Genomic DNA, 22,872 nt, shown 5'->3' with positions numbered 1-22,872 from the left:
TTAATTAAGGAGCTTAAATTAATGAAATTTAAAACAAAATGGCGATATTTTTTAATGACAATGGTTGTCTGGTTAACTTTACCCGTTAAAACCATTGGAGCGATTGAGTTGATTGATACCGAACTCATTGAACCATTTAAATCTGATTTAACAGTAGAAGAATTAGTTGAAGCCTTGCCAGAGGATGCGTCTTTAGACGATCCAGCACTCATGCTGATCAACCGAGAAAACCGTTTGGAAGCAGATTTAGACATGGAATTTGCTTGGACAGGGACGGGGCACGCCTACAATGCGAATATTTTCGAAGAGTTTAATGCTTTAATTACTGCAGCAGAACAAGCTGGATACTACTTTGAAACTGTCTCTGCTCACCGGACAATTGCCTATCAAGCGATGAACTTTGATAGTCGTTATAATATGTATATTGCGGATGGTTATAGTGATGCGGATGCCTTTTATATGACGGACATGTTTGTTGCCCCAGCAGATGCGACTGAACATTCGACTGGATTGGCTTTTGATTTACTTGGAACGGATTGGCAAGAATACGGACGTGATTTACACCAAGCTTACGGCCAATACGGTTCTGCGATTTGGTTAGCTGAGAACGGTCATGATTATGGCTTTATCTTACGCTACTTAGAAGGCAAAACACATATCACTGGTTACGAATACGAACCTTGGCATATTCGTTATGTAGGAGAAGACCACGCGACATTTATGTATGAACATGGTTTGACTCTTGAAGAGTACTTAGCTTTAATCAATTTAAGAGATACAGCTGAGGAATGATTATTTTCAATAAAAGATAAGGAGGTGCAGAATGGAAAACGTACCTAATTGCCCACAATGTCAGTCGGAATACACGTATGAAGATGGTGCATTATTCGTCTGTCCGGAATGTGCTTACGAATGGACTGCAAGTGAACAAGCAAACATCGAGGCTAGCGAAACAATTACAGATTCGAATGGGAATGAGCTTGCGGACGGTGACACAGTTATCGTTGTCAAAGATTTGAAAGTAAAAGGCTTCAAATCAGCGATTAAGCAAGGAACGAAAGTAAAAAATATAAAGTTAATTATTGATCCAGCCGATGGACATGACATTGATTGTAAGATCGACGGTTTCGGAGCGATGAAGTTAAAGTCTGAATTCGTTAAAAAAGCATAAACAATTAAGTTTTACCTCACTGAATAAAGTGGGGTATTTATTTAACAAAAAATGAAGAGGTGGGCAAGTTGTTAAAGAAAAATGTTAGTAGTTTCCTTGTTTTTATTGGCGGCGTGTAGCACATCAGAAGAGCCCGTGCCAGTTATTGAAGACTCAAAGTGAGTCTGTTGAGAGTGAGACAGAGGAGTCTGTGACTGAAGAATTATCTCAAGACTATAGTCAATTCACCTCTATGGAAGAATTAGTGACTGCAACAATACATGAATTCGGTTTGAATCCAGAGGCTGTTTTAGTTGCCTATCATAATTACCAGACTGACACAGATTTTTTCTATAACGAGCGAACGCCAATGCTTGTTGGAAGTGTGACGAAAGTGGGTGTGCAAGACTTTACGCTGATTTAATTGCCGATGGTGTGATGACTTTTGAGACAGAGTTACCTTATAGTGACGCTTTGTTCGAGGAGGGTGCCGGTCCAGTGACGAATAGTGAGAAAAAGGCGTCTTATCCTTTATATGAGTTGTTTTACAATTCATTAGCTCTGTCTGATAACACCGCTTTTAATATGCTTTTCTCTTATTACCAGCAAATTTATGAAAATGTGCAAGAGTCACTTTTAAATTTAAGCGGGCTGTCGTTTGATCAAGCTGAGTATACAACGAATAATATGGCAGACGCCCAGATGATATTGAATATTTTACTCCCGGTTGCTACCGAAGATAAATACAGTTATATTTTAACTTCGCTTAGTGGGAATACCGAAGCAGAATATTTCAAAAAACATATCCAAGAAGGCATGTTCACAAAATATGGTAGTATTGGCGGGTCTCTTCACGACTCCGGTATTTATATGGAGGACGGCGAACCGGTCTATGCTTTAGTTGTCTTAACCAATGGCCAAGGGATGGTGGATGAATTTTTAGCGACGATGAATCTTCGAATGAATGAGTGGGGCAAATACCAGAAACAAAACACCCAATTAAATTAAAATTATGTTAGAATACTATTGAAACTTTAATGATTGAGGAGGAGTGTCTTTTGGATAAAGTTAAATTAATTGTCGCAATGTTAATCGTAGGGTCAATCGGGATTTTTGTTCATTTTATTCCGTTGCCATCTGCGGTGATAGCGATGTTTAGAGCCGTTGTCGGAACTCTTTTCCTCCTCGGTGTCATAATTTTTAAGCAAAGTAACATCGATTGGGCTGTCGTTAAGAAAAATGCGAAATACTTAATTATTTCTGGAACTGCGATTGGTTTTAATTGGATTTTCCTATTTGAAGCGTATCAATATACAAGTGTGGCCGTTGCAACTTTGTGCTATTATATGGCACCAGCCTTTGTGGTATTGCTAGCACCTTTCGTTTTAAATGAAAAAATGACGATTTATAATCTCTTCAGTACCATTGCTGCCTTGTTCGGAGCTGTCTTAATTTCAGGTGTGTTTGGTGGGGTGCAAGTTAACTTAATCGGGGTCGGATATGGAATCGGTGCAGCTGTACTGTATGCGTGGATCATGATTCTAAATAAAAAGACTAAAGGCTTACCAGGATTGGAGTTAACTTTCTTCCAATTATTGGTCTCAGCAGTGGTGATGGTTCCATATGTATTCCTGACCGAGGATTTAAGCGGGTTGAGCTTCACACCTTCAGTGCTTGGCCTTTTACTGATTGTCGGAGTTGTTCACACAGGCTGGGTTTATCAACTCTTCTTTGAAGCTTTGAATAAATTACCAGCTCAGACGTCCTCACTCTTGAGCTACATTGATCCAGTTACAGCTATTATCCTATCGGCAGTATTGCTACACCAACCTTTAAGCACAATACAAATGGTTGGGACGCTGTTTATTCTAGGCTCAACGGTTATGAATGAAGTGTTTAATTATAGAAAGCGGTCTGAAGTCGTATTATAGAAGATGGTTAACACTATTCTTGAATGGATAGTGTTTTTTTGATGCTTAAGGTGCGTCGTGAATTGGCACGACACTCCGTATTTTCGTTTGCGGTACGTCGTGCCGACTCACGACACTCCGTATTTTCGTTTGCGGTTCATCGTGCTGACTCACGACGCCCCGCAAAGTCAAAATTTCACTCAATTCTCCAGTTTCAACTACTGTCTATTCTTACAATAAAAACTAGTATTATTTGGCAATTAAATGATACATGGGAAACACAATATATAAAAAATTTTAGAGTTTACAAATGCAGGGGGTACACTAATACATAGTGATGAAGACAATGAATAAATCCATAAAAATAACCGAGTCAGTCACTTTATAATGTGATCTGACTCAGTTATTACTTGTTATATATTATAGTGATTTAACAGCGTCATTCACGTCTTTGTCGCCAGCTAACACTTCAAATTCTTTCTTAATTGTGTTCTCGTTTTCTAATACGGCAACCAGTGTGTGAGCAACATCTTCAAGTGGAATCTCATTGATTTCAAAGTCTGTTCCTACTTTAATGTTTCCAGTACCGCTTTCGTCTACAAGAATACCTGGGTGAACGATAGTCCAGTCTAATTCTGTACGGTTTTTCAACCATTCATCTGCATAGTTCTTAGCGATGGTGTATACTTGCAGAGAATTTTCTTTTTCCATTTCTTCGCGTCCAGTACGGAATGTACTTACCATCACGAATCGTTTAACGCCGGCATGTTCAGCAGCTGTCATTGCTTTAATTGCGCCGTCTAAGTCAATTTTCACTGTCTTGTCTAAGCCTTTTCCTCCAGCACCTGCACTGAATATTACTGCATCCATGCCTCTAGCTGCTTCGGCTAATTCATCGATTGAGTTCTTAGCTAAGTCGAGTAATACTGTTTCGATCCCTCGTTCGCTAAAGAAACTTTCTTGTTCAGCCTTACGTATCATAGCTTTTTCTTGAATGCTTTCATGGTCTTTGACTATTTCAGCAAAGTGTCTAGCAACTTTACCATTTGCTCCTACTACTAATACTTTCATTAAAAAACTCCTTTCAAAAGCTTTTAATCTAACTGTATTTTCTATCTCATCTTAACAACAACCCCCTTTGTTTACAAAGAATCGGCTTGTGAGAAGTAGTTTATTTATGCTGATGAAAGAGAGATGATTCCGCGACCGCATATTTATGTTCACTCAGCGAATTCAATGTAGCCATGGGACCGTCTCTAGTTCTTTACAAAAATACGGTCGTATTTTTATAAAAGCTCTTCCGTCTCGTCTACCTATTGATATTGTAGATCACTGTCGTTCACGCAGAATTTAATACGGTAGTCCGTCCTTATTCATAGTAAATGAATTCACTGAACTCACGGTAATATGCTGGGTGAGTGTTCTTCAAAAACTAAATTTAATAAATAAGATCGTTTTAGTAATAGCATATGAAAGTGAGAATGGTGAGGTGCAGTCGTATTAGGACGACTTTGCGTACTTCAAGCCATAGGAGTGGTAGCGACATATGGATTAACTAGCAAAGCGCGACGAAAGCTTAATCAAAAGGTTTAAGCCGAGGTGATTGACTTAAGGAGATCCACTACGGTGACCGAATCATTCTCGCTGAAATAAGTACACTATTTCCGAGAACACCCTCATGTTCTAAATAATTCAGTTGTATGTTAAACTATTTAAGGATAAAAAATGATTTAAAAAGAAAGGGCGTATTTTGTGCAGTTAGAAGCATCATTACAGGAGCATTTTGGGTATTCTTCCTTTCGCCCTGGACAAAAAGAAATAATAAATACAATATTATCTGGGCAAGATACATTAGGGATTCTGCCAACCGGGGGAGGTAAGTCAGTCTGTTACCAGCTCCCGGCTTTAATGTTGCCTGGCTTAACCGTAGTAATATCGCCATTGATTTCCTTGATGAAAGATCAAGTGGATACGTTGACGCAACTAGGAGTACAAGCAGCTTATTTGAACTCGACTATCAGTAGTAAAGAGTTCCAAGATATAATACAACAACTACGCCAAAGAACATTGAAGATGTTATATGTGGCACCTGAACGGTTAGAGAATCCAAGTTTCCAGGAGTTTTTAAGTAAACAAAATATCTCACTATTTGCTGTGGATGAGGCGCATTGTGTGTCTCAATGGGGCTTTGATTTCAGACCAAGCTACCGAAACATTACACAATTTATTAACCAATTGCCTCAAAGACCGAGAATGTCAGCCTTCACCGCAACAGCAACGAAACGTGTTCAAGACGATATTGTGGCTCAATTGGAATTAGAAGATCCAGGCGTCTTCATTAATTCCTTTGACCGACCAAATATCAAATTCTCAGTCATCGAACCTAACAATCGTCTAGTGACTTTGCATAGTTTAATTAATCATGATGAAGCAATTATTATTTATGCCAACACGCGTAAACAAGTCGACAAGTTGCATTTAGAGTTGAAGCAACAAGGTTATGCCGTGAATAAGTATCATGCTGGGATGGAACACGATCAAAGACAACAATCTCAGTCTGAATTCATTAAGGATGAGTGTAACATAATTGTCGCAACAAATGCTTTTGGAATGGGAATTGATAAGACCGACGTTCGGAAAGTGATTCACTTTAACTTGCCGAAAGATTTAGAAAGTTATTACCAAGAAGCGGGCCGTGCGGGCCGTGATTCCCTTGATGCGGAAGCGATTCTTTTATATCACTCTCAAGATATTATGACGAATAAGTTTTTAATTGCGCAAAGTAATGATGAATTAGCTCATCGCCGCTTAGAGATGATGATTCAGTACGCAAGCTTCACGGGTTGTTTGCGGAATTTTATCCTAAGATATTTTGGTGAATTTCCTAATGAAGCTTGTGGAAATTGTTCAAATTGTATGGGTGAGATGCGTCAAATCGATGTGACAAAAGAAGCACAGATGATCTTATCGTGTATGCTTCGAATGAAGCACCAATTTGGGATGACGATGATTATTGATGTCCTGCGTGGAAGTCAGAATCAGCGAGTTCTAGATAATCGCTTTGACGAGCTGTCGACTTACGGCATTATGAAGACTTATTCTGTTCAACAAATTCGCGACATCATTTCAGCATTATTAGCCTATCAATATATTGGCGTGACGGAACACCGCGGTTTATATGCGACGGAAGCATCTAAGATGCTTTTAATGGGTAAGACGACTTTAACAATTAAAGAACGTAAATACCTTAAAGCATCAACCAGTCGTAGACGCACAGTATCTAAAGATGTTAATGCGGATCTGTATGAACAATTGCGTCAAGTTCGGGCACAACTGGCCAAAGAAGAGGGGATGCCGGCTTATATTATCTTCTCTAATAAATCCTTGGAAGATATGGCGAGTCGTATGCCGAATACTTATGAAGAATTCCTTGATGTTGAAGGGGTTGGATCGGTTAAAGCAGAGAAGTATGCGGGCTATTTCTTACCTGCGATTCAAGAATATTCTTCTTCGAATCCGGATACGACAGTCGAAGAAGAACCACACCGTGAAAGTGTTGATCTACAAAGTAGTGGTGGACAATCAAGTTATTATATTAGTGCTCAGTATGCAGAACGTGGCCTGACGCCATTGGAGATTGCGATTGAACGTAATATGACTGAAGCCACTATCTTGTCGCATCTGACACAAGCTGCGGAGCAAGGGGATTTAGAAGTGTTTGACGCGGATGTGTCATCATATATTAAGAACCAAATCAAGCAAGCGATTCGAAAAGTTGGGACCGACTCACTAAAAGCGATTAAAGAAGCTTTGCCTGAAAAGATTAGTTATGATGATATAAAATACGTCCTGATTGATTATTTAGTAAATAATATTTAATAAAAAGCACGCATCTAAGGAGCAGTGAGGTGACCCCCGAAAGTTAGAGTTAAAAATCTAACTTTACGGGGGGCGTTTTTGTGTCACAAAAGTATTCATATAAATATCAAAATACGTTTAATCTCAAATCGAACTACTCTTTTAGAAATTTACTCATCACCACTGCAACCTTCAGAATTGATCGTTAAGTATTGCTCCAGATTGCCAACTCTACTTATAATATTTGAACTCAAAAAAGATTTCGTCATTATAACGTATATTTTTGTTAGACGTTGTAATAGATAACCATGGGTTTGGAATCTTATTCCGCAACAAGGTCGCTTCTAAACGTTTCTACATACCCTCGTCTATACATCGCCCGATTCACTATGAAGTTGAATACAATCCCTGTGATTAGATAAAGTCTGGCATTATGCATTCAAATTTTAAGTTAATAAAACAGTTGATAAAAGGTTATATCACATAATTTCTTTTCTTTTTAATTAATATTCGTAGCCATCGAACCAATGTTTCGTTTTATTTGAAAATTTGACTAATAATAGCATAACAGGAACCTCTACTAATACTCCTACAACGGTTGCTAAAGTTGCACCAGAATTCAATCCAAATAATGCTATTGAGACAGCTACAGCAAGTTCAAAAAAGTTACTTGTTCCAACCATGGCTGCGGGTGCTGCTATTGAAAAAGGCAATTTACAAGCTTTAGCACCACCATAACCAAGGAAAAATATTGCTATATTTTGAACAATTAACGGAATAGCAATTAATAAAATATGGAATGGATTACTTAGAATTCGTTCACCTTGGAATGAAAAGATAATAACTAAAGTTAGTAGTAAACCAATCCGTGTGGTCCCATCAAATTTATTCACAAAATCTTTTTCAAAATAATCATCACCTTTTTTCTTGACCACGTATTTTCGAACAATAATTCCTAGAGCCAAAGGGATTACAATGAATACAAAAATAGAGAGTAAAAGTGTATTGATAGGGACCGAAACGTTACCAATGCCCAATAAAAGTGCCACAATTGGAGCATATAAAAAGAGAACAATGATATCATTTATAGATACTTGCAATAAGGTGTATGCTGGATCACCTTTGGTTAGTTCACTCCATACAAATACCATAGCTGTACAAGGTGCTGCCCCTAAAAGAATCGCACCAGCTATGTACTCATTGGCTAGTTCGGGACTTAAAAACGGTTTAAATACCACCAAAAAGAAAAAGGCAGAAATTGCATACATGGTAAATGGTTTAATTAGCCAGTTTACTACTGTAGTTAAGATTAATCCTTTTGGCTTTCTTGTTACATTTACAATACTGCTAAAGTCAATTTTTAACATCATTGGAAAAATCATTAACCAAATTAAAATAGCTGTTGGAATTGATACGTTATAATACTCAAATTGACTTAAAAAATTAGGTATTGCAGGAACAAATTGCCCTAGCGCTACACCAATAATCATTGATAAAGCAACCCATAAACTTAAATAACGTTCCCAAAGCCCAATCCCATTTTCTTTATTCGATACTTTTTCTTTTAAAGCTGTTTCTTTCATTATTTTCCTCCAATAATAATAGTATTTAATCTTTTAATGAGAAACAAAAGAAGATAAACTCTTACTTCTTTTCCCTTAACAACATCCAGTGGAACCACAATCGCTCTCACCAGATTGGTCTGTTACCATAAAATGTACACCAGTATATTCAGCAATTTCATCAAGAGTTGGATAAGCTCCAGCTTTCTTCACTTTGCCATTCAATACTGTGATTGGCAAAGCAGCAGAATTCTCTTTCTGTAAAATAGTACTAACGGTTTCATTACTTACAAATTGCACAGGATTGTCAGTCAAATTGTATTGATAAGCTTGATATCCATCAATAGTATTTAATGCATTGATGACAGATGTAATTAGCATTTGATTTTCATCCACTGATGAGCCACAACCTCCACTACTGCAGCACATAACGGGTTCAAATATCTCTAATTTGTTCATATTTTACATCTTCTTCTAAAATAAATTTCGCACCTCAAACATTTTTCTTATTGAATCGCTTCTTTAACCAGTTGAATACCTAAATATTCACTAATGTCTTCATTCGTTGGATAAGCACCGGTTTTAACAATCTCTCCATCTAATACAGTAATTGGAAGAGAGTCTTGTCCTTCATTTTGCATAGTGTCTATGACGTTTTGATTTCGTACAAACGAATTAGGATTGGAAGCAAGATTGTAACGGATCATCATCACATCGTCTTCTTCTTTCACTTGTTTCATCACACCCGTAATACGTAATAAATCCTCGTCTACAGAAGGACCACAAACTCCGGTACTACAGCATAGGGCAGGTTCATAAATGGCTAACTTTTTCATATTGATCTTCCTTTTCATTTATTGTTGTATGACAAATACATCTTTCAGAACTTGAGAAAACACTTTGAAGGATTTCTGTTATCTCGGTAGCTAATTCTCGATTCACCGAATAATGATGCCAAGTTCCTATTTTTTCTGTAACAATTAAATCCGAATCTCTTAATACTTTTATATGATGGGAGAGAGTTGGTTGAGTAAAATCAAAGTGTTCAAGCAAATCACAGGCACATAAAGTATCGCAGGATAGTAAATCGAGTATCTTTACTCGATTTGGATCAGATAAAGCTTTCATTTTTTCAGCAAATAATTCATAATTCATTTATATTCTCCTTTGAGATTAAACAATTGTAGCAAGAACATCCTCTTTTAACTCAATAGGACTCCAGTCGATGACCGCAAAATGCCCATTTGATAATCCATCGACACGTTGGATCCATTCTTCTTCCGATTTTGCGCGAGCTAACAATGTTTTATTCGTAGTCCCTGTTGATAATAAACTGTTATTAACCACCCACCAAGTATGTGCAATACCTGCACGGTCTAAATCTTCTTGTAAACGAATCGATTCATAGACAGGTGTATTTTCAGGTAATGTCACCATGACCACTTCTGTTTGGTTGTGATCTTGTAAAATAGGCAGGAGTCGGGTAATCGATTCTGGTACTTCTCCAGAAGTTCGCTCCACCTCTTGGGCGTAACTTTGAGAAGATTCTAAAAGTAAAAGTGTGTGTCCCGTAGGCGCAGTATCAATAACCACCACATCTGCTTCCGTCATCGAAACAATTTCAGCAAATTTTCTGAATACTGCAATTTCTTCTGTACAAGGTGAGTTTAGATCTTCTTCTACATAAGCTAAGTCCTCTTCCGACATTGATTCACGCGCTTTAGCTAAAACTTCATTTTGGTAAAGCTCTAACTCTTTTTTCTCATCAATATGGCTAACCCCAAGAGTATCTGATTCATGCACAATATAATTTAAGTGAGCTGCAGGATCGGTCGTTGTTAAATGAACTTTTTTACCTTTTTCTACAAGGCCTTTCGCAATGCTGGCTGCGATGGTTGTTTTCCCAACGCCACCTTTACCCATTGTAAAGACGACTCGTTTGTTTGTGTTGTGTAAATCATCGATAACAGTTTGTAAGCGTGGGTATTCCTGATCCTGCACTTCTTCATGACTGATTTCAGGTTGTTCTTCACTAAGTAATAAACCGATACTTTCGATACTTGCAAGATTGTAAGGTCTTAATGGAATTTCAAAAATAGGTAAGTTTTTAAGATTTTCAGGCATTTGGTTTAATGCATCTTGTTGAATTTCATAGTATGTTTGAGAAATCGTATCTGTCGGATTTTCTAAAAGGCCATTCACAATAAGTTTCTGGTTTTCAACCCCTAATGTTCGTAATTCTTTGGACGCACGATTGGCTTCGACTAATGGTCCTTCTTGCGGGCGAGTTACGAGTAGTAAAGTTGCCATTTCAGAATTAGCAAGTGTTTCTACTGCCAAACTATAACTTTCTCTCTCTTCATCTAAACCAGATAATTGACCCATACAGCTTGTGCCAGTTGTATTTTCATCAAAGAAGTTTGTCCAAGCAGAAGGCAGTTGTAAGAGTCTCAATGTATGGCCGGTAGGTGCTGTATCAAAAATGATATAGTCGTATTGGTCAGATATATCAGGGCTTGTTAAGAATTTTGCGAACTGATCAAAAGAAGCAATTTCTGTCGTACATGAACCACTTAATTGTTCTTCCATATTTTGTACCGCAGAGTCTGGCAGAATTCCGCGATAAGGACCCACAATAGATTCTTTATATTCTTCTGCAGCACTGACTGGATCAAAGTTAGCGACGGTTAGGCCAGGATTTTCTTCAATTTCTGTTCCGTTATCATCTAATTCTCTTTCAAAAACATCTTGTAAATTACTGGCAGGGTCTGTACTCACTAATACAACTTTGAAACCTTCATTCGCTAATTGAATAGCTGTTGCGCTAGCGGCTGTTGTTTTCCCAACGCCACCTTTACCTGTATAGAATAAATACTTTGTATCAATATGCTCTTTTGGATTAAAAATTTCCATTCTGTTTTCCACTCCTTTGTTAAACGATTTGGACGAAATGATTGATTTAGTTTCTTCAATCAACTAATGGCTTATATTGATGATTGTATATGTATCGAATATATAGGTACCTATCTATGTATTCGATACAAATCAACCTATATGATGCAAGAAAACTTGCAATAATTCTCTAAATTTCATATACTTTATTCACATAGATACCTGTCAATGTATTAAATATAGATGGGTCTCTATGCTTTGTCAAGTAATCTTATCATTTTTATTTACTTCATTTTGTTGAAGGGTCATTAGGGATACTTATTGAGAGTGACACCTATTTATCCCCCTTTCATTCAACTTTATGTAAATAATAAATGAATACAAAACTATCATGAGGAGCATTACAAATGAAGAAAATATTTTACGAGGACATTAATAACCAACAACTGGTTGATGTTCGAACTCAACATGGGTACCAAGAGGGACATATTAAAAACTCTCTCAATCTTAACCCAAGTAACTTTAAAACTTATGCAATTTATTATCTCGATGTAAATCAATCCATTATTTTTATCATTGGTTCTGAGGACGAAGCTCAACTAGCAGAACTCACTGGGGTGACTGATGAATTAGGTTTTAATCAAAAGAATGGTTATCTTTTGATAGATGAAGTACCCAAAGATGGCTTACAGACAACGGAAACTATCCCTGCTGAAGATTTCCTGAATAAATCAGATGATTTTATATTACTTGACGTCAGACATCCAGACGAAATTACACGGCCAGCACCTGAAAAAAATTTGGTCAATATTCCATTTGAGGATTTAGTCAATGATTATCAATCACTGGATACGAGCAAACAAATTTTTACGCTTTGTGGATCTGGTAACCGAAGTACTGCAGCGGCTTCTTTCCTTGAATCAAAAGGATTAAATCCTAAAGTTATTGAAGGCGGAATGAAAGCCATTCAAGAAATTGGTAAATAATAAATTATAAAAAGTTTTCAAAAAAATGGCTTTGCAGATCCTTACAGGTATTGCAAAGCCATTTTCTTAGTTTATTGTCGATAAAGATTGCTGTAACAAGCATTTAGAAGGCATTTTAAATCAAGAGCAAGGTAATTGTGAGGTGACCCCCGAAAGTTAGAGTTAAAAATCTAACTTTACGGGGGTCGTTTTTGTGTCACAAAAGTATTCATATGAATTCAAATTAAAGGTTGTCGAAGAGTAACTAAATTTAGAAACAAATAAGTTAGGAACATCCACTGTAAAAAAAAGAGGCTGATAGTGCGATTTACGGACTTGAGTAAACCGGGCTATCTTATCTTAGGTTCTGATTTAGTGGGAACAGTTGAAATGCTTGGCTCGTTGGTTTCGGATCTTATCGTTGGCGACGTAGTTTGGGCAGACACATCAAACCCATTGAGCTACGTGACTTCTGCTGAATATATTGTTGTTCCAGCAAGTAGTTTAAGAAAATTAAGCGCGGATCTAACACTGGAAAAGGCTGCTTACCAAGTGCCGCCGTTGTTGCATATCAAAATATTGAGTTGTTGAAGCACGTCGAACCAGGAAAGTCAGCTCTAGTTATCGGTGCGGGTGCTCACACATAGGTTAAAATTATCTAAACTTTTGCAACCGAAAAATTCAAGCAGTTATTGATCGTGTGATACCATTTGAGGAAGTCGTTGATGGCTTGAAAGCTTTAGAAAGCGGGCAAGTCTTAGGAAAGATTATTGTGCAAATGAAATTAAAAAAAGAGGCATAAGCCTCATTTTTTAATTATTCGGAATTACCGCAAAAACTTCAGCTGGGAAACCAGGTGAGTCTTTAATATGTGGAACAGCAACAAAGATAATGCTACCGACGGCAGGGACTTGGTCAAGATTAGCTAGTAATTCTACTTGGAATTTATCTTCGGCCAACCAATAGTATTGTGCGTCTAAGAAGCCTTGTTCAGCTGCGTCGACACCACTATCCGTGTTTAGTGTCTCATGACCGATGGCAGTGACTTTACGTGTGCGACTTAAGAATTCTAAAGCCGGAATTGACCATCCTGGTGTATGCTCTACACCTTCTTTGTCTTTATTGACGAAAGCATCAAGGTCATCAAAGCGTTTATACCAACTACTTGAGAAAGCTACAAAGCTGCCTTCAGGAATTTGACCGTATGTTTCTTCAAAGTCTTTAATGTCTTCGACAGTCACTGCGTACCCTGGATCGTCTTTAACTTTGTCTTCTAGATGAATGACATAAAGAGGTAAGACACGTTCATTTTGTGGGATGTCTTGTAGTGTTCTTTTTCCTTCAGCAAAATGACTTGGCGCGTCAATATGAGTTCCATGAGAAGAACCGATAGTATACTCAAGTGAGTGCACGCGGTCTTGTTCCATTTTTGAAATTTGTTTCTCTTGAAGTGGATTAAATGTATGATAAATTGGAATTTGATCATTCACTTCATGAGTTAGGTTCACCCATTTGTAACCTTTTAAATCTTGTAGTAATTGATATAATGCATGCATTTGTTTCACTCCTGTAAATGTTATTTACCTAATTTCACTTATTAACTAAGATAAATACAACGCAAACCACTATTGTAGAGAGTTTTAAGAAGGGAGGGACTTTATATGTCCTATGTAAAAGTTGAAATATTTATACCAGCAGAAAATACAGATGATTTAATCGCTGCCTTGAATGAGGCAGAACTTTTGAAAGACGGTAATTACGATTATTGTTATTCAACCATGCCTGTAAAAGGCCACTTTAGACCACTAGATGGGGCGAATCCATTTATAGGTGAGGTTGGCGAGATTGAAGAAGTGGATGAGTTGAAAGTTGAGTTCAGGATAAAAGCAGCAGATAGAAAACTTGCCGAGGCGATTATCTTTGAGAAACATCCATATGAAACGCCGGTAGTTAACTTTATTGGGTTGGTTTAAAGGATATTAAGAATATATACGCGTTTCCTGTCCCTGAAAAATCACTAGGACACGAAAAAGCTCAACAACTTGGAACAATCTCCAAAATTGTTGAGTTTTTTATTTCATTATTTAAATACGTAATCCAATACTTCCACAGCTTGGTCCAATGTCTCGACAGTCACATTCGCTTTATTTGATAACTCTTTAAGAGCATGAATTAATTTAGTTGGACGTACGATAATCAGTGGCTTGTTGTGGTTGATGGCAGTTGTTGCGTCCATTGCTGTATTCCATTGACGATATTGGTCGCCGAACAGTGCAATAACAAGATCCGCTTTATTCATCAGTATTTGAGTGCGGAAATTATTAATATCAGAAGCAGCATCATCATGGTAGTAATTATTAGGTTGTTCACCTAAGATTTTTTCACCAATAGCATCTGAAGTATCATGGTCTGTTTGGGGAGCTACGAAGTCGATATCTAAGCCTTTTGCAGCTACTTTCTCTTTTAATTCTTCGCGCCAATTATCATGAATTTGACCCGCTAAATAAACAGTTAATTTCATATATAAAACCTCCATCTAACTCTATCATATCGAAATAAAGAAAGGGTTACTAATAATATACTCAGTTAAGCGTTTAAAATAAGTAAACGATTGCATTTGCTATGGACTAGTGATTAAAGTACAAAAATGCAATTATTTTTATAGCAATGACTGACAACAAAAGACACAGACTGCTATGATAAAGAGATTAAGTTTCTAAAAGAGAAAGAGGGATTGGGTTGTCTAAAGTTGGTAAAAAACTATATGGTACGGTTTTAATAAAAGCTGATCTAGTTGGGGTACTGTCACAATCTGGAGAACCCTTAACAATGAATGATATCTCAAATCATGCGGATATAACGTTATTAACGTCTTCCAAAATATTAAACACACGTATATTACTTGGTGATATGCGGTGTGATGAAAGGGGGGAAGCGACTTTGGCTACGTTCGATAAGGCGGTCCAAAATGAATCTTTTGCTTTTGATGAATTAACGCCACGAACACCTTATACATTACCTAATCAAGCAGATTTGAAGGGGCAAGTGGAAGATTCTGAGAAAAATGGTTATGCTATTGATGACCGCAAATCAGACGAAGATGTCTTTTGTGTAGGTGCAGCAATAGTGAATCTAATTGACCGCACTCATTATGCGTTCAGTATTAGTATTTCTTATTATCATCTGACAGATTAGTTGAAGGAAGATATGATTGATGCTGTGACGAAGACTGACACAATTATTGAGTTCCAAATAGAAACTTATGCTGATTAAATAAAGATAAAAACTGTACAAAAGTTGTACAGTTTTTTTGAGTCGTAATTTCCTATTCGGAAAGCACATGCATATGAATGGTAATTTGGACCTATATTTTATAAAATATATTCTGAAGTAATCTGTTTATTGAAGTGCAATTTATTTAAAAACAATGTTACTTTCATATTAAACATAGCTAAGATGTAATAAAGAAAAAGTGATAGGGGATGAGATATGGTGAGTCGCAGAGAAAATATTAGTTCGATTTTATTTGGTTGCTTTTTAGTTATTTTTGGACTTGCGCTTGTCTTTTTTAGAGCTTCATTTGTTCTCCTATTGGCTGAAATTATTCAATTCATTTTAATTGTCATAGGTCTTTGGAAATTATTCTGTACCTTAATACTCAAACGAGGAGAAGATAAGTTTCTACCTAGGCTAATGGCATTAGGAAAGGCATTGTTGTATGTAATCTTCGGTTTAATTTTGGCTAATCGAGTTGATTTTACAACCGGTTGGCTAATCTTCTTTATTGGTTTGTATCAGTTTACGGTCGGTATTATTGGTTTCACTTCCTATATTTTATTAGCGCGAGATAAAGTGAGAAATATAAAGAGTCAATTATTTATTTCATTGATCCATGTTCTATTTGGCGTCACGAGTATGTTTGGTTCGGAGCGTATTACGAACACGTTATTTCGACTTGGTGTCTACTTAGTGTTTATCGGTTTTACTTATGTTAATGACGGAAGGCAATTAATTACACGTAATGAAAAAGCCAGGAAATTAAGAAATCGCATACGGATACCTTTACCAGTCTTTATTGATGCGATTATTCCGAATAACGTGTTGATTAAATTTAATGAAATGCTGGTAGGTAATGAAGATACGGTTTCGGAAAGATTTTCTAATAAACTGCCTGCTAAAGATTACGATGAAGATTCAATTGTTCATATTTTAATCCATGTAGGAAAGACCGGCTTTGATAAGATAGGACACGTGGACGTCAGTTATAAAGGAAAAGTGTACTCATACGGAAATCATGATATTGAAGCTCATTTCGCTGCAGGGGCAATAGGGGATGGTGTTCTCGTCGTTGCGGATGAAAAACCTTACTTAGATTTTCTAAAAACGAGAGGAACGAGTGTGTTTCGCTTTGGAATCGGTCTGACAGAAAAAGAGCTAGAAGAGTTAAAATACGAACTCGATCATATTCTAAAAGATGTGACGCCTTGGGAAGCAACGACTGAAAAACAAAAGAAAAGTTATATCGGCAAAGTACTGGAAGCGACGAAAGGGCAAGCCTTTAAATTTAAGCGCGGACGTTATAAAACTTATTTTGTTTTAGGAACCAATTGCGTGTTGCTGGCAGATGAATTACTTGGAAACAATGGAATTAATCTGATAAATGTCGCAGGAATTTTAGCTCCAGGAACTTATTATGACTACTTTAATAAACTATTCCATACATATGGCTCGAATGTCATATCGAAAATGTTAGTCCATCCACAATTTCAAGAACCATTGGTTGAGGTCAAACCGGTTACAAAAAAAGAAAAACGCGCTTAGAAAAGTGAGGGGTACTCCATTTCTAAGCGCATTTTTTATCTTCTAGAGTCGTCATACTCAACAAAATTCAAATAATTGGCTTTAGCGGGTTGGTCTTTATACTCACTAAAGGGCACAGATTGGTGATAGAAGAGCCTACCGTTATCGTAAAAGACGAAGCTCACTTCTTGAGCTCCTGTTGATGGATGAATTGTCGGAATGGCAAGTTGATATCGGTCACTTGGTGTGCCCCAAAATTGAGATACCGCGATAATATTCGGGTTCAATTCAACAAATTGGTTCACTGAATGATATTGATAAAAATCATAGTCAATTGGTTTAAACATCTCAGGCGAAACTTCATAGAAAATCAAAGTTGCTCCCATCGCATAAATATCATAGATAGGGTAAGAAACTTGCATGAATGGTTCTGTTCCATTCGATCTGTAATAAGGATACGAAATAATATAATTATTACGATGATCCAGTTTAAGCTGCTCAGAAACCGTATAATCAGAGCGATCAATCATTGCTTGTAGATCAGAGGTCTTTGTTCCATCACTACCATTACCAAAGACAGCATTCTCAACAACATATCTAAAATCACCATAAGCTTCTAAAGCCTCGGGAGAGGTAATCCAATTGAATGCTTCAAACGCTTGATGAATCTCAATGACATTTTGATAACTTGATGGTTGACTTGTTGATTCAGCTGACAACTTTTTAAAACGCGTCAAGTTTACATTAAAAGTGATATCATCCATTGAATTACTTTGTGTTTCATGAAAGCTCACTAAATCATGGGAATCTTGGACGTCGTTATAATAAAAATATAGACTGGTGCCTAATTTTAACATATTTGACTGCTCACCAATGTAGCTTTGATATTGGTACGATGCGTATCCAAGACCTTCAGTACCTTGGTGATCAACACTTCCATCACGATTAAAAGTTAGTTGATGGGAAGTATCAGGTTTAAAGGAATCAGAAACTGTAACTTTATTTGAAAGAAAGAACACTAAACTTTCCTCTGACTTTTCCAGATAATTATCGTAAGGCATAGTTACGTTTTGTAAACTAATGCTTTGAACTGCACCAGTAGATTGATAATTCCCAATAAAATCCTGATAAGGTAAGGATTCAGTGCTGGCATTCGAAGTACTATCTCCAGCAGGACTAGCAAAGTGGGCTAAGTATTCACGGGCATATTCTGTTAATGACATCTCTGTTGCATGGTCAATCCACCCTGGATAATCATCTTCCAAACTATAAATGATATCTCGAATTTGAGCATCACTTAAAGTCGTTCCACTGATAGCAGAGTTGAATAATGCCTCATCAAAATCATCCATATATTGTCCGCCATCTACCCAACCATTGCCAGATGATAGGGAAGAGCTTAAATAATCAACCAACTCTTGTCGTCCCATCAGGCCTTGTGCCGAGCTAGATTGAAAGCTAAATAATGAGAATGAAGACACAAGTAATAAGCTAACTTTTAAAAATTTATTCATAAAATGCTCCTATTATTTGATTAGTAAATAGTCAGGTTGAACTCACAGAAACTAGCCAAAGAATCGCTTGATTTCAATTTCAGCAGCTTCAGGTGAGTCTGATCCATGAATCGTATTATAAGTTAAATCAGTCGCAAAGTCTCCGCGTATTGTTCCCGGCATAGCTTCAAAGACATTAGTTGGCCCCATCAATGACCGCATACCTTGAATAGCTTCTTCACCTTCAACAATCATTGCAAATACTGATCCAGATAACATATAAGCTTCCAGTTTAGGATAGAAATTCTGTTCTAATAAATGAGCATAATGATTCGCAATTGTCTTTGAATCAAGATTCATCAGCTTTGCTTGAACGATCTGGTAGCCTTTTCTTTCAATTCGACTAATAATTTCACCCATTAATTGGCGTTGGATAGCGTCAGGCTTCAGCATGATGTAGGTCCGTTCTACCGTCATGTTCTCACACTCCTAAAATATTGGTACTCTCATTATACTTGAATCTTTAAATAATTGTTTTATAACTCACCAGAATCATTATATTTGTCTCTCATCTTGGATAGCTTTCATACCACCATCGATAATGATAGGTTGAAATCCTAGTGTCTCAAGGTATGAAGCAGCTGCTGTTCCTCGGTTTCCAGAACCGCATAAAGTATAGATGTGTTTACTGTGATTAAGGGATTGATGAGACGTAGGTAAATCTTAAAATGGAATGGATTTTAGATTATTTTTAGGTGCGATACGTGTAATTTCGGACGGATATCTAACATCAAGAAGAGTATAATCGCCTTCAAGGTTTAAGAAAGCATTAGCAGAGATTGTATCACTTTGTCTAAGTTCCGAATTAGGGATTTCCTCAAACAAAATATAACCAGACAACTCTGTAAAGCCTAATTCTTTTGCTAATAATTGAAGGTTGTCTAAGTGTTGTGAACTGTTATCATCAGTGACAAAGACCATAGACTCATTAGTCGGATAATAGTTGATTGCGTACTTTTTAAAGTTAACTAAATTAAGATTCAGTGCCCCAACAATGTGGCCAGCTTGAAATGAATGTTGCGAACGTGTATCAACGATGTGTTGCCCATTAAGTGAGCTGTAAACTAATTTTTGCATATAATCAGCCTCCGATTATTCTAATTATAGTTAGTATATGGTATTAAAGTTAGCGAGGCCAAGGATTATTGAAATTTAAAAACAATGCATGAATACTTAATATTTCGAGGGTTAAAACTTTACATAAAATTTACTTAAACTTTACATTAAAACTGCCAAATTTACATCAAATTTACATTACATTGCTATAATAATTCTTGTAATACAATACAAATAATTTATGGAATAGAGGAATTTTGAAAAAATGAAGAAATCTCTTTTAGTATCATTATGTGCTTCTGTATTATTATCAGTCGTATCACCTACATTTGTTTCTGCAAGACAAGAAGAGGGTCAATTTGCTGATCTACCAGTTGTTACTTTAGAAGAAGGTCGCGCTTTAACTGAAGATTTATCACTAGTAAACGAAAACCAAGCCAAATACGTATTCTTATTCATCGGTGACGGAATGGGGAACATCCCTGTATCTGCGGCAGAATATTACTTAGGCCCAGATAATGGTAATGAAGGAAATGGTGTAGCGCAAGCACAACCTTTAAACTTCTCACAATTTCCAGTAATTGGTTTACAAAACCCAACGGATGCAGACCACTATGTGCCAGACTCAGCAGCAACAGCAACTTCATTCGGTAACGGTGTAAAGATTGATTCAAACGTGATTGGTTTAACTCCTGGCTTCACTGAACAAACAGAATCAGTAGCTGAAAAAGCAAAAGCTGAAGGTAAATCAATTGGTATTCTTTCAACAGTTACATTAAACCACGCAACACCAGCAGCATTCTACTCAAACGTTGAGCACCGTAATAACTATTATGAAATCGGTGAACAAATGGCTTTATCTGACTTCGATTATTTCGCTGGAGGATCTCTAGGAGGTCGTACGGGTGAAGAAGGTCAACCTGACTTATACGAGGTCATGGAAGAAAATGGCTATACTGTTGCAGATATACAAGAAGAATTTGATGCAATTACTGCAGATTCAGGTAAAGTATATGCTCCAGCAGCTGTATTATCTGAAGCAGATGGTTCTTCAATGAAATACGCAATGGACCGTGACCAAGGTGAGCAAACATTAGCAGACATGGTTTCTAAAGGGGTTGAAGTATTAGGTTCAAACGAAGAAGGATTCTTCATGATGATTGAATCTGGTAAGATTGACTGGGCAGAGCATGCGAATGATGCAGCTGCTACAGTTCACGAAGTTATTGACTTCCAAAATGCTATCCAAGAAGCAATTAACTTCTACTATGAGCATCCAGAAGAAACGTTAATCGTTGTTACAGCTGACCACCCAACTGGTGGATTTACAATAGGTAACTCAGAGACAGGATACAACAGTTACTTCCACTTAATCGATAACCAAGCTGTATCTCAAGAAGAGTTCGATGTTATCTTTACTGAAGCATTAGAAGAAAATCCAGAAATGACTTTCGAAGATTTTGTTCCAGTACTAGAAGAAAACTTTGGTTTCATCATTGATTTAGAAGCAACTGAAGAAGTATTAACACAAGCAGAAGCAAGTGAAGCAGAAGCAGAAGAAACTGATTTAATGGCAGTATCTGCATTAGATTTAGAAGAATTACGCTATGCATTTGAGCAATCTAAATTAGAGTATGAAGACCGTAACGCTGGTCAAGCTGACGTTATCAAAGGCTACCACTCTTACTTACCAATCTCTATTGCATCAACTCGTTTAGTAGCTCGTAAAGCTGGTTTTGGATTTACAACGGTTGCCCACTCTCCAGAGCGTGTTCCAGTTTATGCAATCGGATCAGGAGCTGCAATGTTCGAAGGAAACTTTGAAAATAACGACATTGCTTACAAATTATTAGCAGCAATGGGTATGTACGAAGGTGGCGACACAGCAGTTGCACCAATCGAAGTAACTGGTAAAGCATCTGCTGATGAATCAACTGAAGAAGAGTCAACAGAAGAAACAACTGAACAGTCTGCAGAAGAAACTTCAGAAGAATCAACTGAAGAAGAGACAGCAGAAGAAACAACTGAAGAAGAAACAACTGAAGAAGAAACAACTGAAGAAGAATCAGCTGAATAATCTCTGAGGAATTCGATTAAACAAATTCTTAACGCAGCGTTATTTATTTAACGTTGCGCTTTTGAATTTTAGGAGACATTTATGAAAAGAAATTTATTATTATTTATTGGACTGTTTTTCACTTTAATTGGCCCTAAGAGTAGTGTACTGGCTCAAGTTGAGGAACTAACTTTGTCTGATGTACCTTTTGTAGGATATTATATAGCACCAGAAGATCATGCGATAGAGGGCTTATTATTCGAAGAAAATCAACTTTTAATTTATATTAAAGACCAACACGATTTAACCGACCAAACAACTGGGCTAGAAAAGAGTCAATGGTTAGCTGACTTTCATTCTTTTCCATATCCAGAATTATCAAATTATTCTGAAAGTGTCCGTGAACGTTACTTAAGTGAAGATAATTTACCATATGATTTACAAGCAGATTATAGAGAAATTGTCTCTATGATTACACCTGAAATGTCACAATTGGACATTTTAAATTTAATCAATAACCGTATTCCGGGCATTTACTATACGGAAAAAGATGGGTATGCTTATTATACAATCGCAAGTCCGACTGTGTTTGAAGAAGAGGATGCGTGGAACATTCAACTATTCGGTGAAGAATTATTCGTACTTGAAGAAGTTGATGGAAAGTTGCAAGATCAAGATGGAATCACTTATAAGTATCTTGCTGGAATTACGCCAAATTAATTAATAATTGAAAGGATAAGAAGCCATTGAAAAAATGTTTGACGCTACTTTTAACTACTACTTTATTGCTATCACTGAATCCAGTGATGATTTTGGCAGAAGAAGATCATGACCATGATGCGACTGGAACTTTAGCAGCAGACCATCATCATGAACATGGAACGAATTATGCCAATTTCATACCAACTAATATACTAAATCCAGACGATAGCGTCTATAAAGCGAGAGTGTAAAATATTTTGTGTAAATAGAAAAAAGGAAGTCCCTTCTGTAGAATAGAGTTACCACACTAAATTCACAGAAAAGAGGACTTCCCTATGAACAATCTTACTACAGATATCTTACAGACT

26 protein-coding genes and 1 pseudogene are annotated in these 22,872 nt (G+C 36.9%); 15 read left to right on the top strand and 12 right to left on the bottom strand.

Going from position 1 to position 22,872, the window contains the following annotated elements; genetic code table 11:
* Nucleotides 1–21: 21 nt before the first annotated feature.
* The 5 genes from ACEN33_RS05950 to ACEN33_RS05930 all read left to right on the top strand — a co-directional run bounded on the left by ACEN33_RS05950 (nt 22) and on the right by ACEN33_RS05930 (nt 3,081).
* A complete protein-coding gene (locus tag ACEN33_RS05950; protein WP_407089525.1) occupies nt 22–792 on the top strand; it encodes a M15 family metallopeptidase in 771 nt (256 codons plus the stop codon).
* A 31-nt stretch (nt 793–823) separates the two neighbouring features.
* Nucleotides 824–1,171 carry a zinc ribbon domain-containing protein YjdM gene (locus tag ACEN33_RS05945; protein ID WP_407093806.1) on the top strand — a complete coding sequence of 116 codons (348 nt, stop codon included), beginning with the start codon at nt 824–826 and terminating at the stop codon, nt 1,169–1,171.
* 145 nt (nt 1,172–1,316) lie between these two features.
* Nucleotides 1,317–1,574 carry a hypothetical protein gene (locus tag ACEN33_RS05940; RefSeq protein ID WP_407089527.1) on the top strand — a complete coding sequence of 86 codons (258 nt, stop codon included), beginning with the start codon at nt 1,317–1,319 and terminating at the stop codon, nt 1,572–1,574.
* Nucleotides 1,575–1,588: 14 nt separating this feature from the next.
* Nucleotides 1,589–2,158, top strand: coding sequence for a serine hydrolase (locus tag ACEN33_RS05935; protein ID WP_407089528.1), 570 nt, complete (start codon nt 1,589–1,591; stop codon nt 2,156–2,158).
* 50 nt (nt 2,159–2,208) lie between these two features.
* The gene (locus ACEN33_RS05930) at nt 2,209–3,081 is read left to right on the top strand and encodes a DMT family transporter (protein ID WP_407089529.1); all 873 of its coding nucleotides are present in this window, start codon (nt 2,209–2,211) and stop codon (nt 3,079–3,081) included.
* A gap of 399 nt (nt 3,082–3,480) precedes the next feature.
* On the opposite strand, the gene ACEN33_RS05925 is transcribed toward ACEN33_RS05930, so the two are convergent.
* Nucleotides 3,481–4,131 carry an SDR family oxidoreductase gene (locus ACEN33_RS05925; protein WP_407089530.1) on the bottom strand — a complete coding sequence of 217 codons (651 nt, stop codon included), beginning with the start codon at nt 4,129–4,131 and terminating at the stop codon, nt 3,481–3,483.
* A 681-nt stretch (nt 4,132–4,812) separates the two neighbouring features.
* Here ACEN33_RS05925 and recQ point away from each other — a divergent pair.
* The gene (recQ, locus tag ACEN33_RS05920) at nt 4,813–6,939 is read left to right on the top strand and encodes a DNA helicase RecQ (RefSeq protein WP_407089531.1); all 2,127 of its coding nucleotides are present in this window, start codon (nt 4,813–4,815) and stop codon (nt 6,937–6,939) included.
* A 482-nt stretch (nt 6,940–7,421) separates the two neighbouring features.
* Here the strand turns inward: recQ and arsB are convergent, their stop codons facing one another.
* The 5 genes from arsB to arsA all read right to left on the bottom strand — a co-directional run bounded on the left by arsB (nt 7,422) and on the right by arsA (nt 11,393).
* Nucleotides 7,422–8,501, bottom strand: a complete 1,080-nt coding sequence (gene arsB, locus ACEN33_RS05915) for an ACR3 family arsenite efflux transporter (protein WP_407089532.1) — start codon at nt 8,499–8,501, stop codon at nt 7,422–7,424.
* 75 nt (nt 8,502–8,576) lie between these two features.
* On the bottom strand, nt 8,577–8,939 hold the full coding sequence (gene arsD / locus ACEN33_RS05910; RefSeq protein WP_407093807.1) for an arsenite efflux transporter metallochaperone ArsD: 363 nt from the start codon (nt 8,937–8,939) through the stop codon (nt 8,577–8,579).
* A gap of 47 nt (nt 8,940–8,986) precedes the next feature.
* Nucleotides 8,987–9,316 carry an arsenite efflux transporter metallochaperone ArsD gene (gene arsD / locus ACEN33_RS05905; protein WP_407089534.1) on the bottom strand — a complete coding sequence of 110 codons (330 nt, stop codon included), beginning with the start codon at nt 9,314–9,316 and terminating at the stop codon, nt 8,987–8,989.
* Nucleotides 9,294–9,635: an ArsR/SmtB family transcription factor gene (locus ACEN33_RS05900; RefSeq protein WP_407089535.1), complete on the bottom strand. Its 342-nt coding sequence runs from the start codon at nt 9,633–9,635 to the stop codon at nt 9,294–9,296. Before ACEN33_RS05900 ends, arsD (ACEN33_RS05905) begins: the two co-directional genes overlap by 23 nt.
* Nucleotides 9,636–9,653: 18 nt before the next feature.
* Nucleotides 9,654–11,393, bottom strand: a complete 1,740-nt coding sequence (gene arsA, locus ACEN33_RS05895; RefSeq protein WP_407093808.1) for an arsenical pump-driving ATPase — start codon at nt 11,391–11,393, stop codon at nt 9,654–9,656.
* A 386-nt stretch (nt 11,394–11,779) separates the two neighbouring features.
* Here arsA and ACEN33_RS05890 point away from each other — a divergent pair, with 386 nt between their 5' ends.
* From ACEN33_RS05890 to ACEN33_RS05880, 3 genes are all read left to right on the top strand, one after another.
* Complete coding sequence (locus tag ACEN33_RS05890) at nt 11,780–12,358, top strand: rhodanese-like domain-containing protein (RefSeq protein WP_407089538.1); 579 nt, start codon at nt 11,780–11,782, stop codon at nt 12,356–12,358.
* Between the two features lie 300 nt (nt 12,359–12,658).
* The gene (locus tag ACEN33_RS05885; RefSeq protein WP_407094739.1) at nt 12,659–12,928 is read left to right on the top strand and encodes a hypothetical protein; all 270 of its coding nucleotides are present in this window, start codon (nt 12,659–12,661) and stop codon (nt 12,926–12,928) included.
* Nucleotides 12,929–13,016: 88 nt separating this feature from the next.
* Entirely contained in the window at nt 13,017–13,139 is a 123-nt protein-coding gene (locus tag ACEN33_RS05880) for a hypothetical protein (protein WP_407089555.1), read from the top strand.
* A gap of 10 nt (nt 13,140–13,149) precedes the next feature.
* Here the strand turns inward: ACEN33_RS05880 and ACEN33_RS05875 are convergent, their stop codons facing one another.
* Complete coding sequence (locus ACEN33_RS05875) at nt 13,150–13,893, bottom strand: cyclase family protein (protein ID WP_407089540.1); 744 nt, start codon at nt 13,891–13,893, stop codon at nt 13,150–13,152.
* Nucleotides 13,894–13,998: 105 nt separating this feature from the next.
* Here ACEN33_RS05875 and ACEN33_RS05870 point away from each other — a divergent pair, with 105 nt between their 5' ends.
* A complete protein-coding gene (locus ACEN33_RS05870; RefSeq protein ID WP_407089541.1) occupies nt 13,999–14,310 on the top strand; it encodes a hypothetical protein in 312 nt (103 codons plus the stop codon).
* A gap of 107 nt (nt 14,311–14,417) precedes the next feature.
* Here ACEN33_RS05870 and ACEN33_RS05865 read toward each other — a convergent pair whose 3' ends face one another.
* Nucleotides 14,418–14,858 carry a YtoQ family protein gene (locus ACEN33_RS05865; protein WP_407089542.1) on the bottom strand — a complete coding sequence of 147 codons (441 nt, stop codon included), beginning with the start codon at nt 14,856–14,858 and terminating at the stop codon, nt 14,418–14,420.
* Nucleotides 14,859–15,076: 218 nt separating this feature from the next.
* On the opposite strand from ACEN33_RS05865, the gene ACEN33_RS05860 reads away from it, so the two are divergent.
* Both ACEN33_RS05860 and ACEN33_RS05855 read left to right on the top strand, forming a co-directional pair.
* Nucleotides 15,077–15,532 (top strand): IclR family transcriptional regulator C-terminal domain-containing protein, encoded by a 456-nt coding sequence (locus tag ACEN33_RS05860; RefSeq protein WP_407089543.1) that lies wholly within the window; start codon nt 15,077–15,079, stop codon nt 15,530–15,532.
* 294 nt (nt 15,533–15,826) lie between these two features.
* Nucleotides 15,827–17,158: an HdeD family acid-resistance protein gene (locus tag ACEN33_RS05855; protein WP_407094738.1), complete on the top strand. Its 1,332-nt coding sequence runs from the start codon at nt 15,827–15,829 to the stop codon at nt 17,156–17,158.
* Between the two features lie 35 nt (nt 17,159–17,193).
* Here the strand turns inward: ACEN33_RS05855 and ACEN33_RS05850 are convergent, their stop codons facing one another.
* The 4 genes and pseudogenes from ACEN33_RS05850 to ACEN33_RS05835 all read right to left on the bottom strand — a co-directional run bounded on the left by ACEN33_RS05850 (nt 17,194) and on the right by ACEN33_RS05835 (nt 19,767).
* Nucleotides 17,194–18,651 (bottom strand): hypothetical protein, encoded by a 1,458-nt coding sequence (locus ACEN33_RS05850; RefSeq protein WP_407093810.1) that lies wholly within the window; start codon nt 18,649–18,651, stop codon nt 17,194–17,196.
* A gap of 51 nt (nt 18,652–18,702) precedes the next feature.
* Nucleotides 18,703–19,107 carry a nucleoside-diphosphate kinase gene (ndk, locus tag ACEN33_RS05845; RefSeq protein WP_407093811.1) on the bottom strand — a complete coding sequence of 135 codons (405 nt, stop codon included), beginning with the start codon at nt 19,105–19,107 and terminating at the stop codon, nt 18,703–18,705.
* A 78-nt stretch (nt 19,108–19,185) separates the two neighbouring features.
* Nucleotides 19,186–19,338 (bottom strand): annotated as a pseudogene (locus ACEN33_RS05840) (rhodanese-like domain-containing protein); the annotation flags it as partial.
* Between the two features lie 15 nt (nt 19,339–19,353).
* Nucleotides 19,354–19,767 (bottom strand): rhodanese-like domain-containing protein, encoded by a 414-nt coding sequence (locus ACEN33_RS05835; protein ID WP_407089547.1) that lies wholly within the window; start codon nt 19,765–19,767, stop codon nt 19,354–19,356.
* Nucleotides 19,768–20,011: 244 nt separating this feature from the next.
* On the opposite strand from ACEN33_RS05835, the gene ACEN33_RS05830 reads away from it, so the two are divergent.
* From ACEN33_RS05830 to ACEN33_RS05820, 3 genes are all read left to right on the top strand, one after another.
* On the top strand, nt 20,012–21,823 hold the full coding sequence (locus ACEN33_RS05830) for an alkaline phosphatase (protein WP_407094737.1): 1,812 nt from the start codon (nt 20,012–20,014) through the stop codon (nt 21,821–21,823).
* 81 nt (nt 21,824–21,904) lie between these two features.
* Nucleotides 21,905–22,522, top strand: coding sequence for a hypothetical protein (locus tag ACEN33_RS05825; protein ID WP_407094736.1), 618 nt, complete (start codon nt 21,905–21,907; stop codon nt 22,520–22,522).
* A gap of 26 nt (nt 22,523–22,548) precedes the next feature.
* Entirely contained in the window at nt 22,549–22,755 is a 207-nt protein-coding gene (locus tag ACEN33_RS05820; RefSeq protein WP_407094735.1) for a hypothetical protein, read from the top strand.
* Nucleotides 22,756–22,872: the final 117 nt, after the last annotated feature.

The sequence above is a fragment of the Ruoffia sp. FAM 24228 genome (genome assembly GCF_045528575.1).
Taxonomy (GTDB): Bacteria; Bacillota; Bacilli; order Lactobacillales; family Aerococcaceae; genus Ruoffia; species Ruoffia halotolerans.
The sequence above is the reverse complement of the archived record's forward strand: the minus strand, read 5'-3'. Positions and strand labels throughout refer to the sequence as shown.